The following is a 14,398-nucleotide window of genomic DNA, read 5'->3' on the forward strand; positions in this document are numbered from 1 at the left end:
TAATGGAAAAGGCAGAACACGGTTGGTGGTATAACCAACTATTTACGAATTGGAAAAAATTTGAAATTATCTATGTCTTAATTCTAGTAGCCTTACAAATTGTGGTTTATCTTATTGCACCCGATAGTTGGATTGGGATGATATCAGGGGTTGCCGGAACTTTATGCTTGGTCTACGGGATGAAAGGACGGAAGATTTCCTTTATCTTTGGGATAATTCAATGTCTAGCGATGACTTATGTTGCTTGGATCAGCCATGCTTATGGATCGTTTGCAATGGATATTTTCTATGTAATTTCACAACCAATCGGCTGGTTCATGTGGGGACATGATGAAGCTACGAAACGCTTCTCAAAACAAACTAGAAATTTAATTTTCGCTGGAGCATTTGTTGCCTGGGCAATTGGGTGGTGGATTTTAGCGATGGTCCACGGACAACTACCATACTTTGATTCGATTAACTTTGTGGTTAGTTTTATTGCGCAAGTTCTTTACATTCTGAAGTACCAAGAAAACTGGTCGCTTTGGATTGTGGTTAACTTAGCAAATATCATCTACTGGGGAATTTTAGCAGTTCAAGTAGCAACTGGGACAACTCATATCGGGACTTTTGGCGCAGCTCTTTCACAAGTTGCCCTACAAGCGGCGTTACTTTTTAATTCCTTCTATGCAACGAAGGTTTGGGCAAGTGGAGAAGCCGATAATGAAGGTGGAGCTGGTCAGGGTTAACTAAATCGGTTGGTGCGACCGTTAGGGAAGCAACTGCTATTCAGCTACTGCTTTGACCTTAGTTACTGAGTAACATTTGGAGATGCAAGAGGGGCTGGGAAGAAACGCACGTTTCTTCCCAGCCCCCCCCTTTTTTGCTTCAAATGTCGGTCGAGACAGTAACTAAGTGGCCCCGATCTCCCTTATAGTTAGCTATTCCTTTTCCTGAATCTTTTCCAAATCTTGATATTGATCTAGCATCCATTGGACGTAAGTTTTACCATTAGGTTTGGTTTCCGTTATGTTGAGAACAGGAATGTTATTTTGCTTTGCAGTTTTAAGAAGGTTTTTAACAACAGGACTACTTTCTTGAGGATTATTAACAAAGAAAGCAATTCGATGGTTTTGCATATCGGCTTTCATTTCTTGGATATCCTTTGGGGAAGGATCGGTCCCATCTTCGACTGCTTTGGCAAAGTGAGAATTGTTGATTTGGTATCCAAGGTTAGCTAAGGCATAGTTGAAAACCGGTTCACTGACATCAACGCGATTGTTAGTTGCTTGCACACGTTGCTTGCTAGCTTGAATAGTTGCGTCCAACTTTTTGAACTTCTTTTGGTATGCTTGAGCATTTTGCTTAAATTCCGTTTTGTGGGTCGGGTCAAGTTGGCCAAAGCGTTGTGCTAGGACATTAGCAAGTTTAGCCATGGTTTGCGGTTGGTACCAGATATGTTCGTTGGCCCCCATTTGCTTGTGAGCTACTGTTGTGCCAACAACAATTTGTTGTTTTTCCTTACCAGCGGATTTAACCAGTTTAGTCAGCCAGCCATCGTAGCCAAGACCGTTGGTAATGATCACGTTCGCTTGACTAACTTCTTTCGCTTCTTTCGTCGTAACCTTGAAATCATGAGGGTCGGTTGCTTCACTTTTGATGATCGAAGTAACCTGCCCGTGTTTTCCAGCAACTGCTGTAGCAACTTCACCATAAAAATTCAGACTCGTAACAACCCGAATTGACGATGGTTTTGAATCATTGTTTGGCTGATGATGAAAGTAAAATACCGCTCCAAGGATAATAACCAAAAGGCTAATTACTCCAAGGATAACTTTTTTAGACATGGATAATTCCTCCTAAATTTTTTCTAAATAGTAATAATTACTATTAATCTAGAAAGAATATACATGGCTGTTTGAAAAAAAGCAAGCTAAAATTTGGAATTTGTTTGATATTCAGTTTAATTCGCGAAATAGTTTTATTAACAATGAGAAGAAGTGAAAAATGCAGTCCCGCTGAGCCGTAGTTAATCGTATTGGTAAATTAGTTTTCTTAGTTGGATACTGGCTGAACCATGTTGTTTACAATTAAGAAATTAAGATGCTGTGTATCAAAGTGCGAATATAGCAAACGAGGCTACGAAGAAGATAATCGCTCTTCTCCGTAGCCTCGCGTTGTTTAGTTTAATTTCATTAATTTATTATGTTGAAAGTTAATTTTGAAAACCCAAGAAATAGTTAGTAAGAGTAAGGCTCCGATGATAACTGGAATTATCTTTGAGTCACGAGCCAAAATATTTATTTGTCCCGGATCTAATTTAAGATGGGTTGCCAGTGATTTGGTTGGCTTGACTTGAACTGTTGGTAGTACCAGTGGATGATGATAAGGAAACACAAGGTGTTGTGTTTTCGTTGAATAGTCAGTTGGCATTGTTTCAGTTGGAGTCGTCTTCATGACTGTCATTTCCTGTTGGGAACCTTGGTTAGGTTGTGGTTGTGAATTAGCTAGTGGTTGACTAAGTTGGGGTTGGGACTCTTGGTTTACCTCTAAAATTGATGGCCTAGTCACAGGTATAGCATAGCCACTTTGCAGTTGGTCTACTGGAGCATGATACCACTGTTGGAAAGATTGTGGTGACGTAAAATGGTAATGATAACGTTTTGGTTTTTCTGGTGAAGCTTGTTCATTTAATGATCCTGAAGGGGAAGGTGAAGGGCTTACAACTTGTGATGATGCAATTTGATCAGTCAATGATGAAGAAGGCTGATCGTTAGGTATTGCTACTAAGCCAACCGTGGGAGAGACAGGATTAGCATCTGGGGAAACATCGGCTGACGCTTCATTTGGTGTAAATTGGGTGGTTGTTGCCGGTTGATAATTGGTCTGATTTGAATTTGTCTCATTGACGGCAGTATTAGTAATCAGTTCATTGGGAGTAATCGGATCCGCTTGCCCCACAAGCGGTAAAGACATTAAGCAACCGCTGATGGTAGCTGTTAAAATTAGTTTGCCAAATTGCCCTGGGGTAACCATCGCATCTTCTCCTTCCAAAATTTTAAATTTCTGTTAATAATTATAACATAGTGGGTCAAGGATAAAGTGATTTAGCTACTAAAAGTAAGCAAGATGATGGACAGAAAGGTAAAAAGCAAGTATCATTACGATAATACTTGGAGAAATTAAAGGAGCGCATCAGAATGAGTGAAGAAAAGAAAACCAACTATGATGTAATTGTGATTGGCGCTGGTCCTGGTGGGATGACGGCAGCTATGTATGCTTCCCGGGCTGATCTTTCCGTTTTAATGCTTGATCGGGGAATCTACGGTGGTAACCTAAATAATACCGCTGAAATTGAAAACTATACTGGCTTTAAATCCGTTCAAGGGCCAGATCTTGCTAAGCAAATGTATGAAGGGGCAACCCAATTTGGGGCTGACTATGCCTACGGTGCCGTTGAAAAGGTTGAATTGATTGGTGATGAAAAGCAAGTTACGACTGACATGGGGGAAACCTTTACGGCAAAGGCCTTAGTCATCGCAACTGGTTCTGACCAACGAAAGCTTGGCGTCCCCGGAGAAAGCGAATTTTCAGGTCGAGGTGTTTCCTACTGTGCGGTTTGTGATGGGGCGTTCTTTAAGGGAAAGAACCTAATTGTTGTCGGTGGGGGCGACTCTGCCGTTGAAGAAGGGGCCTTTTTAACCCAACTGGCTGCTAAAGTGACGGTCTTAGTGCGGAGTGACAAGCTACGGGCGCAACCGATTGTTCAAGATAAAGCCTTTAAGAATCCAAAGATGGAATTTGTTTATAACACGAGTGTTACAGAAATTGTTGGGGATGAAATGGCGGTAACCGGGGTCAAGACCGTGAATAACCAAACGGGTGAAACTGGTGAAATTGCTGCTGATGGGGTCTTCATCTACGTTGGCAATGTTCCAATGACTGAACCATTTAAGGATCTTGGTATTCTTAACGAAAAGGGCTGGGTTGAAACGGACGAAAAGATGGCGACAAAGGTACCAGGAATCTTTGCCGTTGGTGATGTTCGGAATACAGTCCTGCGCCAAGTCGCCACTGCTGTTGGTGATGGGGCTATCGCCGGCCAACAAGTGTATAAGTATTTAGAAGGTTAACAGACTTTGCTAAAAATTTTGCGATGATAAGCACACCGGCGTAGCGGCCGGAAGAAAGCAAGTCTGCGCCGACGCCACCGAAAATTGTGGCTACTTATCGAGATTGATTATTCTAAACATTAGTAACAAGAGAGTGGGATCTAAAGCTAATTGGGTATTGATTTCACTCTTTTCTTGTATTTTCTGCGATTAGGGTGAGAAAAATGCCATATTTGATTAGTGATTTAGACCATACGTTATTAAACGAAAAAGGCGAGATCTCGGAATTTACTAGAAAAGTAATTCGGCAAAGCGATTGGCAAGTTATGCTAGCCTCAGCCCGAATGCCTAGTCAGATGGTTGATTTAATTACGGAATTAAAGTTAACGGGACCGCAGTTAGCCTTAAATGGCGCGGTAATCTTTCAATATCAAAATGAACGGCTAGAAAGATTACAGCATCAGCCGGTCCCGGACAAATTAGCGCAACAATTATTTGAATTAGTCCATCAGCAATTGAAACTACCAATCCAGTGGGTCGCCAACAATAAATTCTGGTCAACCGAATGGACCCCACAAGTTCAAATGGAAATTGATTATACTGGCGTTAAAGTTCAATATGCTTCACAATTACCGACAATTACAATCGATGACTTTTTAATTCAAATTCCGGATCCAATAAAATTTAACCAAGTTCAAAACTTGATCCATGAACAGTTACCAAATTTGACCTTAGCAGATTCAGGCGATGGGTACCTAGTTATTACAGCTCCGGGGGTTAATAAAGCTCAAGCAGTTCATTATTTGCTAAATCAGAATATTCCCAGCCAGCAAATTGTGGCGGTTGGGGATGATTTGAATGATTTACCAATGCTAAAGGCAGCGGGAATACCAATGGCGGTTGCCAATGCTAAACCAGCCCTCAAAGCGGTAGCCAAAAAAATTCTTTTGGATAATGAAAGCGATGGGATTGCGCATTTTCTTCGACAATCTTAATTCCGTGTATTTTCACACAAATTGCCATGCGGTATACTAGGAATTGTGAGAATTGATAAATCGACTTTCAGATAGGAGATGTTTCTTTGAGTTGGAAGGAAACTTACCAAACTTGGGTAAATGAGCCACGTTTGGCTGCTGATTTAAAGCAGAAATTAACAACAATGACGGACGAAGAAAAGGAAGATGCTTTCTATGGTCCTCTTTCTTTCGGAACGGCCGGAATGCGGGGCTTGATGGGGCCCGGGACTAACCGGATGAACATTTATACGGTTCGTCAAGCAACGGCTGGTTTAGCTGCTTTGATGGAATCACTTGGGGATGAAACAAAGCAACGAGGGGTTGCCATCGGTTTTGATTCCCGGCACCATTCTGCCGAATTTGCGCATGATTGTGCGCGGGTTCTTGGGGCCCACCAAATTCCTGTCTTTATCTATGACAATGTGCGGCCAACACCAGAATTGTCCTTCGCCGTTCGTTACAATCACGCTTACGCCGGGATTATGATTACGGCTTCCCACAACCCTAAGGAATACAATGGCTACAAGATTTACGGGGAAGACGGGGGTCAATTACCACCAAAGGAATCTGACCAAATGACGGCTTATATTCGCCAAATTGACGATGTATTTGGCATCGAATTAGCTGACGAACAAGCGATGTTAAACAATGGCCTTGAAACTTTGATGGGGGAAGATATTGACCATGCTTACCTTGAAGAAGCCAAGGCAGTTACGATTAATAATGACCTTGCTAAGGAATACGGCCGGGATATGAAGTTTGTCTTCTCCCCACTTTGCGGGACGGGGCGGATGCTCGGGGAACGCGCTTTGCGGCAAGCTGGGTTTGTTAACTTTGTGATTGAACCAACCGAAGCACAACCAAATGGTGACTTCCCTGGTTTAAAGAATCCAAATCCTGAGTTTGCAGAAGCCTTTACCCGGTCAATTGCCCTTGGTAAGCAAGTAGATGCGGATGTTTTGATTGCGACTGACCCTGATGCTGACCGGTTAGGGTGTGCAGTTCGGCAACCAAACGGTGAATACCAACTTTTGACGGGTAACCAAATTGCTTCTTTGATGCTGGCTTACATCCTGGAAGCGCACAAGCAAGCTGGTACTTTGCCAGCAAACGCTGCGGCAGTTAAGTCGATTGTTTCAACTAACTTTGCCGCTAAGATTGCGGCAAGCTATGGGGTTAAGATGATCAATGTCTTAACTGGATTTAAGTGGATTGCTGATCAAATTCATCAGTACGAAACGAAACACAATCACACCTTTATGTTTGGTTTTGAAGAAAGTTATGGGTACTTGGTTAAGCCATTCGTCCGGGATAAGGATGCCATCCAATCCTTGACGTTGTTAGCCGAAGTGGCTGCTTACTACCGGAGTCGGCAAATGACGCTTTACGATGGGGTACAAGAACTCTTTAAGAAGTACGGCTACTTCAAGGAAAAGACAATCGCTAATGTCTACGCCGGGGTGGATGGCCCGGCAAAAATCAAGGCCTTGATGAAGAAGTTCCGGGAAGAATCACCAAAGGAATTTGCTGGTCATAAGGTGGTGGCCTTAGAAGACCTAGCTAAGGGAACCAAGACTTTAGCCGATGGAACAGTTGAAAAACTTGATATTCCAGCATCAAATGTTTTACGCTACGTTTTGGATGACGAAACTTGGATTGCAATCCGGCCTTCAGGAACGGAACCAAAGTTGAAGTACTATATTGGAACCTCTGCAACTACCGAAGAAGCAGCTAGCCAAAAGTTGGCTGATTTTGAAGCGGCTTTAGCTGAATTCTAAAATAAATTAATTAAGAAAAGCCGTCTGGCTAGGATTCCTAGTTTGAGACGGCTTTCTTATAACCAAAAGTAATGGGGGAAGAATAAATGGGGATGCATGAATATTTAAAAAGTCTCAGTGATTTGGAAATGATTAACCGGGCACCGGGTTACTTTAAGTTTGAACAGCATAATGTTGCTGCACATTCTTTTAAGGTTACTCAAGCGGCCCAAATGTTAGGGGATATTGAAGAAGCAGCGGGGAATGAAATTGATTGGCGTTCGCTTTATGAAAAGGCCCTTAACCATGATTATACGGAGCGGTTTATTGGCGATATCAAAACGCCCGTTAAGTATGCAACGCCGGAATTGCGGTCAATGTTGGCTAAAGTGGATCGTTCATTGACGGAGAACTTTATTCAAACTGAAATACCAGCCGAATACCAAGCTGCTTATGAACGGCGGCTAGGTGAAGGAAAAGACAATTCACTAGAGGGAAAGATTCTATCAGTTGCCGATAAAGTTGACTTGATGTATGAGTCCTTTGGTGAAATCCAAAAGGGGAATCCCGAACCGGTTTACATGGATATCTATAAGTCGAGCCTCGAAGCGATTATGAACTTCAAACAAATGGCCAGTGTCCAATATTTCTTGAAAAAGATTTTGCCAGAATTATTGAAGGATAACGCTACCTCAAACAGTCAACAATTAGCGATTATCACTACCCAAATTATTCAAAAGTAGGTGATTTTGTGAAATATGATGGAGTGATCATCCTGAATGCGATTGGTAATCTGGGAATCTTTGCGGCCGGGGCGGCAATGATGGTCAAGGCCTGGTTGATTTTTATCGTTGGACTCATTATTTTTCTGGGCGCAACGATGGCTCATGCTTGGTACTTGGCAAACTTACGCCAACAAGTGAAAAAAGAAGTCGCAAAAGAACAACAAGTAAATAGTAAATAACCTAGAAAACAAACTACAAAGGCTACTAATTTAAAGGTTCGAATGTAGTCAAGTTGGATTTTGTCGGCCTTACAGTTGGCATGATCTTCCTTGGCCTCACATGGGTTCGCCGACGACAGTAAATCTGGCTAACTTACCATGACTTAACCTTATTAGTAGCTTTTTTGTTATAGCTAAAATTATTAATCGGTTATACCAGCGTAGGAGCTGAATGGATCTTGAGGTTGGGGAAAAAGCTCCTTGACGGCCTGGTTGGGATAAGTTGACCGACGCACTGCAACGTTTCTTGGTGTATGGTTGGAAATTTTTTGATAAAAATTTGATCGCCAGAAAAGACTAGTCTCATGCACTTTTTGTAACCGTTTTAGGAAAACGTTTCCCTTAGAACTTAGATATCGGGTTGACAACAAGGCATTCTTTGTGGATAATACTTGGTGTATCGATAAACGTAAGCGATTACAAAAAAGAGGAGAGAAGCATGGATTACTTAATTGGAGTCGATGTGGGAACAACGTCAACAAAGGCAGTTCTCTATAATCAAGAAGCAAAAGTAATAGCGAGTTTTAAAGCTGGTTATACCCTCTATCGGGATGCAAGCGGGATGGCTGAACAAGATCCAGAAGCCATTGTTACCGCGGTCAAACAAGTAATTAGGCAAGCATCTCAGAAAGCGGATTTGGTAACCGGAAAATTGTTAGCGGTATCATTTTCAAGCGCTAACCAAAGTTTGATTTTATTAGACCAAAATCACCAGCCACTAACTCGGTCAATCACTTGGGCCGATACCAGGGCAAGCAGGGTTGCTGAAAATTTACGCCGTCAATTAGTAGCGAAAACCTTGTTTGCTCATACTGGGACCCCAATTCATCCGATGTCACCGTTGGTTAAACTAATGTGGTTAAAGCAAACCCAGCCAGCTTTAATGGCCAAGGCTAGGTATATTGCGGATATCAAGTCTTATCTTTTCTGGAAATTATTCCAAACTTTTAAGGTTGATATCTCAATTGCTTCATGTACGGGACTGTTTAATTTACAAACTAGTACTTGGGATGAAGAAGCCTTAGCACTAGCTGGGGTTAGCGAAGAACAACTTCCGCAAATTGTAAAGGGGACCAGCCAAGCGCATGACCTGGTACCAGCAGCGGCCCAAGAAATGGGGATTCCAGCCAACACGCCATTTGTTTACGGGGCTTTTGATGGGGCCTTATCAAATCTTGGGGTAGGGGCCTTAAAACCAGACACAGTTGCAATTACGATTGGGACTTCAGCAGCGGTCCGGGTTGCAACGACTAAGCCGGTGATTGACCCGCAAGAGCGATTATTCTGTTATGCCATTGATGAAGGAATGTATGTCGTTGGTGGCCCGATTAACAATGGTGGGGATGTTTTCCAATGGGCAGTTGAACACCTCGTGGATAACTCAGCTGTTAAACAAAATGGCGGTAGTGCTTATGACTTAGCTAATGAAGTTATTGCTAGTGCACCGGCTGGAGCGCATGGATTAGTCTTCCATCCCTTCCTTGGTGGCGAACGAGCACCGCTTTGGGATGCAAATGCACGGGGATCTTTCTTTGGATTAACTCCACTCCACACCCGAGCAGATATGCTCCGCGCGGTGATGGAAGGAATTAACTTCAATATTGCGACCGTCTTTGCAGCGGTTCGTGATTTGATTGGCGAACCAACTAGTGTTACGGCAACCGGTGGATTTGCTCAATCAGCCGTTTGGAAACAAATGATGGCGGATATTTTAAACGTTACCGTTAATATTCCGGAATCGTTTGAGTCTGGCTGTCTAGGAGCAATCACGATGGCGATGAAGAGCCTTGGTCTCATTGATGACTATGCAATCGTAAAGAATTTCATGGGACCAGTTGAAAGTTACATGCCAGATCAAAAAGCAGTTGCAACTTATCAAGAATATTTACCACTTTTTAAACAAGTCGAGGAATTATTGTCGCCAGCTTATTCGGTTGTCGCTCAGCTACAAGCAAAGCAAAAATCATAGGAGGATCAAAAGATGCCATTATTGATTGTTTTAATTGGGGTTGCCCTCTTAATTTTCATGATTATTAAGTTGAAGTTAAATACCTTTGTTTCCTTGGTTGTTACTTCATTCATTATTGCCCTAATGCTTCAAATACCAATTGCTAAAATTCCAACCACGATTGAAACTGGGATTGGGGGCCAGCTAGGTCACTTAGCCGTCATCTTTGGGTTTGGTTCCATGCTGGGTCAACTCGTTTCTGATTCTGGTGGTGGTTACCGGATCGCAACGACTTTGATTGAAAAGTTTGGGCGGCGTTGGATTCAAGTTGCCGTTATTTTAGCTTCTTTCATTATTGGGTTAGCTTTATTCTTTGAAGTTGGGTTGGTTGTTGTCCTTCCAATCATCTTCATTATTGCGCGGGAAATGGATATGCCATTGATGTACTTAGGAATTCCAATGGCGGCAACTTTGAACGTTACTCACGCCTTTTTACCACCACACCCGGCGCCAACGGCAATTACGGATATCTTAGGGGCTAACTTAGGTCACGTTCTCTTGCTCGGGATTATCGCAGCGATTCCGACGATTATTGTTGCTGGTCCGCTTTACAATTACTTTTTACACAAGTTCTACCCAAAGGTTTACCGGAAGAACATGGATATCTCGGTCTTAGGGGAATACAAGGAATTTAAGCTTGAAGAGACACCAGGTTTTGGGATCTCTGTTTTAACAGCGATGTTACCGGTTATTTTGATTGCAGTCGCTACGATTTGTTCCTTCATTTTGCCAAAAGGTAACGTTGTGAACGAAGTAATTCAATTTATTGGGGCGCCTGATGCAGCAATGTTGATCTCCCTCTTATTTGCTGTCTTTACAATGGGCTTGATGCGGAATAAGCAGATGGAAGAAATTTCTAACTCAATGGTTACTTCCGTTAAGCAAATTGCCATGATGCTCCTAATCATCGGTGGTGGGGGTGCCTTCAAACAAGTTTTGGTAGATGGGGGAATCTCCAAATATGTTTCGGCGCTGTTTGCCAACACCAGCTTGTCTCCAATCGTAGCCGCTTGGTTAATCACCGCTATTTTGCGGATTGCTCTGGGTTCATCAACCGTCTCTGCGATGACGGCTGCGGGTTTGATTGCCCCAATGGCTCATCAATTTGGGGCCAATTCTACGATGGCGGCCTTAATGGTTCTCGCTGTCGGGGCTGGTTCAGTCTTCGGTGGTCACGTTAACGACGCTGGTTTCTGGATGATTAAGGAATACTTTGGTTTATCCCTAAAAGAAAACTTCATTGCTTGGACGACTTTAACTTGTGTCCTCGCCCTAGCCGGGTTAGCAACGGTTCTCGTAATGGCAATGTTTGTTTAGCGAGGGTTATCTAACAGCCAAAATTATCAAAGAAGTGAGGTTGGGAAAAAAGCTCCTCGACGGCCTGGTTGGGATAAGAAGAACGAAGGTTGATTCATTAGAATCGGCCTTTCGTTCGTACTTATCCGCTAAGGCCGTGATTTGGAGCAAACCAGCCAACTGGTTTGGCGTTTGTGAGCCCATGCAAGGCTGAATAGGTTGGTGCGACCGTTAGGGAAGCAACAGCCATTCAGCTACTGCTTTGACCTTAGTTACTGAGTAACATTCGGAGATGCAAGAGAGGCTGAGAAGAAACTCGTGTTTCTTCTCAGCCTCTGTTTTTCTTTTTATCTTGTTTTTTGGAATTCTTTGGGGTTATGATAATTGTTACTAGTTTGGAAAGCGAGAGAAGAGGTAAATGCGGCAACATGTAACAATTAAAGATGTGGCGAAAGTAGCGGGAGTATCGGTAACGACCGTTTCTCGGTATTTAAATGGGCGATACGATCGGATGGGGAAGAAAACCAAAGAACGGATCGCTGCTACCATTAAAGAGTTAAATTATGCGCCAACAGCTTCGGCCCGAAGATTACGCCAAAGCCAGAGTCATTTAGTTGGTTTATTAGTTGGTAATATGGCCAATCCCTTTTCTTCACTGTTGGCAAAGGGAATTTATGATGTTTTACAACCAGCGGGCTATGATGTTTTATTAATGAACACCAACGACTCGGTGACAAATGAAGCCCGGGCGTTGGATCGGCTATATACTCAGCAAGTGGACGGAATTATCGTCCAACCCAGTGCAGGAGAATTTAGTCAATTTCAAACGGCAATTGACCAGGAAATTCCGTTAGTGGTTGTTGATCGGGAAATTCCTGATCAACCGGCAACGGTGGGAAAAGTAACCAGTACTAATCAAACTTCCTGCTTTGATTTAGGAAAATATTTGGCTGAGCAGGGCTACCAAAATATTATTTCGGTAAGTGCTAGGTATGCGGAAGCTTCCGGCCAAATCCCCCGGATTGCTGGATTAAAAAAAGCGGCTGAACAAGTTGGGTTTAATTATCTTAATATCGCAACTAAAAAGGGGGATACCGTAACCGACTTAGCGCCAAAGATAAAACAGTGGGTCCAAAGTTTACGGGGGAAAACGGTGATTGTTTCACTGATGGGACCAATTTTGTTTGATCTTTTGGACGTCTTTAAAATCCTAAAGTGGCAATTTCCAGATGATGTTGGTCTCGTTAGTTTTGATGACTGGGCCTGGTCACGTTTTGTCGGGGAGGGGATCTTTTTGGTTCAACAAGATATGGAAACGATGGGTCAATTAGCCGCCAAAAAACTACTCCAACAAATTGAAACGGGGTCGGATCAATCTTGGCCAAGTTTTATTCCGGTTAAGATGGTGCCGGCACCGTCAATTTAATATAAAAAATAATCGCCAACGAGAAAAGAGAGCTTATTTCCCAACCTCATCAGTTCTTGTTGGCGATTTTTGAAAATTAGAATGTTGTTTTTGCCTTTGCTTTGGATAACAAACAAGGGTGATGACAATTAGTTAATCTTTCTCTGAGAAATTCTTTTGTGATTATAAAATCCGTGGTATCCTTAAGTTAGATATGGTAGCGTTCGCAATCATTTTATAAGCTGAAAATTAATTTTGCTTAAAATTTGATTAACGCTCCTTAAATTGCAGATTTGTTAAGCAAAAATTCAGAAGGGATTGAGTGATGTGACCAAAAAAAATGTCGGGATTATCCTATTACGACCGGACCGCCTGACCTTAACCATTCAAGACGAGAATCAAAAGGTGGTCACACAAGTTAGGTCCGGAGCGCTCCGGGTTGGGGATGAGTTGGTGGCCAATTATTTGGAAAATATGGACGCCATTACTACTAACTTGGTTGGGTTTCAACGAGTATTAAAAGAATACGCCGTTAAAGAAGTGGCTTGTTTTGGCGATTTGGACGACTTGGACGATGTTTCTGCCCAATACGTGGCCGATCAAATTGAAGTTCGGGTTGGTTTGAAGTTGCGGTGGCTCAACAAAAACCAGTTGTTAGCGCAAACTCTTGCCCAAACTTGGCCCCGTTTTAAGCATGAATTAGGCGATCAACAATTAACTGGTTATGTACTTTGCGTTGGCCTTTCAAACAGTACTTTATCCTACTTTAATCAAGGACAATTCATGAACTGTTGGGATATTGACCTTGGAAAGGCCCGGATTAACCAATTAGCAGAAAATCTCCGGCAAACGACGGCTACCCCGAGTGATATTATTACCGACTTCATTAGTTCCAAACTGGAATACTTGGTTCCTGAATTGAGTGGGCAATCAGCCCCGGTTCTACTAGTTCAAGGGGTAGAAACCTTAGCTCAACGTTATATCCAAGCCCCAAACGTAATTGCTCAGGTTGATATGGCGTCCTTTAAGCAACGTTTCCGCCGGATTCTTTCTTCATCGGATCAGTACATTATTCACCAATATGATGTCGATGAACAAAGTGTGGATTGGGTCTTACCAAGCTATTTAGTTGTGCGGCAAACGATGCGATTATTGAAGGCCCGGAAGCTTTATGTGACGAGCTTAGACCAACCAGATGGTTTGTTGGCGGACTATGCGAATAAATTACCGGTAAACGACCTTGTCCGGAGCGCTGCAGATAAGATGGCCCAGCGGTACGGCATTGATGTTTACCACAAAGAGTTCGTTACTAAAGTGGCGATGCAACTATTTGATGCCTTAAAGCCAATTCACCGGTTGAATAACCATTATCGGTTACTTTTAGAATTAGCATGTAAAGTTGATGATATCGGTAACTTTATTAATCCGCAAGGTCACTATCGCCACTCAGCTTATATTCTAGAGGCTAACCCACTAATCGGGATTTCTGACGTTGATAATTTGATCATTGCTGAAGTTTCGCGGTACCATTCCTCAGAAGCCCCTGAAATCGATCAGCACCACTTTAAGGAGTTACGGAGTCGGTTGCGGTTACCAATTGCTCAATTGGCTGCTATTTTACGGGTAGCAGATTCGCTGGATGATTCACGGCAACAAAAAATTTCGGAAATTAGTCTGAAGTTGAAGGGGGATCGTTTGCTCATAAAGGCAAAGGCCAATGACGATTTGGTTTTGGAAAAGTGGGCTTTCTTACGGAAAAACAAACTTTTTACCCAGGTTTATGGTTTGCAACCGGAATTGATTGCGAAGGGAGCAAAGTAAA

Annotated in this window: 12 protein-coding genes; 10 read left to right on the forward strand and 2 right to left on the reverse strand. The window is 42.7% G+C overall.

What is annotated here, in order from left to right:
* The first annotated feature begins 2 nt into the window (after positions 1-2).
* On the forward strand, positions 3-728 hold the full coding sequence (gene pnuC, locus H5993_RS00745) for a nicotinamide riboside transporter PnuC (RefSeq protein WP_204775838.1): 726 nt from the start codon (positions 3-5) through the stop codon (positions 726-728).
* Positions 729-920: 192 nt separating this feature from the next.
* Here the strand turns inward: pnuC and H5993_RS00750 are convergent, their stop codons facing one another.
* Together H5993_RS00750 and H5993_RS00755 are read right to left on the reverse strand one after the other, a co-directional pair.
* Complete coding sequence (locus H5993_RS00750) at positions 921-1,826, reverse strand: metal ABC transporter solute-binding protein, Zn/Mn family (RefSeq protein WP_204775839.1); 906 nt, start codon at positions 1,824-1,826, stop codon at positions 921-923.
* Positions 1,827-2,160: 334 nt separating this feature from the next.
* Positions 2,161-3,015 (reverse strand): hypothetical protein, encoded by an 855-nt coding sequence (locus H5993_RS00755; RefSeq protein WP_204775840.1) that lies wholly within the window; start codon positions 3,013-3,015, stop codon positions 2,161-2,163.
* A gap of 164 nt (positions 3,016-3,179) precedes the next feature.
* Here H5993_RS00755 and trxB point away from each other — a divergent pair, with 164 nt between their 5' ends.
* The 9 genes from trxB to H5993_RS00800 all read left to right on the forward strand — a co-directional run bounded on the left by trxB (position 3,180) and on the right by H5993_RS00800 (position 14,397).
* Entirely contained in the window at positions 3,180-4,112 is a 933-nt protein-coding gene (trxB, locus tag H5993_RS00760; protein ID WP_204775841.1) for a thioredoxin-disulfide reductase, read from the forward strand.
* 203 nt (positions 4,113-4,315) lie between these two features.
* On the forward strand, positions 4,316-5,086 hold the full coding sequence (locus H5993_RS00765; RefSeq protein ID WP_204775842.1) for an HAD family hydrolase: 771 nt from the start codon (positions 4,316-4,318) through the stop codon (positions 5,084-5,086).
* Positions 5,087-5,172: 86 nt separating this feature from the next.
* Positions 5,173-6,885, forward strand: coding sequence for a phospho-sugar mutase (locus H5993_RS00770; protein ID WP_204775843.1), 1,713 nt, complete (start codon positions 5,173-5,175; stop codon positions 6,883-6,885).
* Positions 6,886-6,971: 86 nt separating this feature from the next.
* Positions 6,972-7,607, forward strand: coding sequence for a YfbR-like 5'-deoxynucleotidase (locus tag H5993_RS00775; RefSeq protein ID WP_204775844.1), 636 nt, complete (start codon positions 6,972-6,974; stop codon positions 7,605-7,607).
* 8 nt (positions 7,608-7,615) lie between these two features.
* Positions 7,616-7,828, forward strand: coding sequence for a hypothetical protein (locus H5993_RS00780; protein ID WP_204775845.1), 213 nt, complete (start codon positions 7,616-7,618; stop codon positions 7,826-7,828).
* Positions 7,829-8,306: 478 nt separating this feature from the next.
* A complete protein-coding gene (locus tag H5993_RS00785) occupies positions 8,307-9,836 on the forward strand; it encodes a gluconokinase (protein ID WP_204775846.1) in 1,530 nt (509 codons plus the stop codon).
* A gap of 12 nt (positions 9,837-9,848) precedes the next feature.
* Complete coding sequence (locus H5993_RS00790) at positions 9,849-11,192, forward strand: gluconate:H+ symporter (protein ID WP_204775847.1); 1,344 nt, start codon at positions 9,849-9,851, stop codon at positions 11,190-11,192.
* A gap of 397 nt (positions 11,193-11,589) precedes the next feature.
* Positions 11,590-12,597, forward strand: a complete 1,008-nt coding sequence (locus tag H5993_RS00795) for a LacI family DNA-binding transcriptional regulator (RefSeq protein WP_204775848.1) — start codon at positions 11,590-11,592, stop codon at positions 12,595-12,597.
* A 306-nt stretch (positions 12,598-12,903) separates the two neighbouring features.
* Positions 12,904-14,397 carry an exopolyphosphatase gene (locus tag H5993_RS00800; protein WP_428980922.1) on the forward strand — a complete coding sequence of 498 codons (1,494 nt, stop codon included), beginning with the start codon at positions 12,904-12,906 and terminating at the stop codon, positions 14,395-14,397.
* Position 14,398 lies beyond the last annotated feature (1 nt).

It is taken from the genome of Limosilactobacillus alvi, from assembly GCF_016900115.1.
GTDB lineage: Bacteria > Bacillota > Bacilli > Lactobacillales > Lactobacillaceae > Limosilactobacillus > Limosilactobacillus alvi.

Coding starts and splice junctions, on each gene's coding strand:
- pnuC (WP_204775838.1), top strand. CDS start 3: ATGGAAAAGGCAGAACACGGTTGGTGGTATAACCAACTATTTACGAAT.
- H5993_RS00750 (WP_204775839.1), bottom strand. CDS start 1,826: ATGTCTAAAAAAGTTATCCTTGGAGTAATTAGCCTTTTGGTTATTATC.
- H5993_RS00755 (WP_204775840.1), bottom strand. CDS start 3,015: ATGGTTACCCCAGGGCAATTTGGCAAACTAATTTTAACAGCTACCATC.
- trxB (WP_204775841.1), top strand. CDS start 3,180: ATGAGTGAAGAAAAGAAAACCAACTATGATGTAATTGTGATTGGCGCT.
- H5993_RS00765 (WP_204775842.1), top strand. CDS start 4,316: ATGCCATATTTGATTAGTGATTTAGACCATACGTTATTAAACGAAAAA.
- H5993_RS00775 (WP_204775844.1), top strand. CDS start 6,972: ATGGGGATGCATGAATATTTAAAAAGTCTCAGTGATTTGGAAATGATT.
- H5993_RS00785 (WP_204775846.1), top strand. CDS start 8,307: ATGGATTACTTAATTGGAGTCGATGTGGGAACAACGTCAACAAAGGCA.
- H5993_RS00790 (WP_204775847.1), top strand. CDS start 9,849: ATGCCATTATTGATTGTTTTAATTGGGGTTGCCCTCTTAATTTTCATG.
- H5993_RS00795 (WP_204775848.1), top strand. CDS start 11,590: ATGCGGCAACATGTAACAATTAAAGATGTGGCGAAAGTAGCGGGAGTA.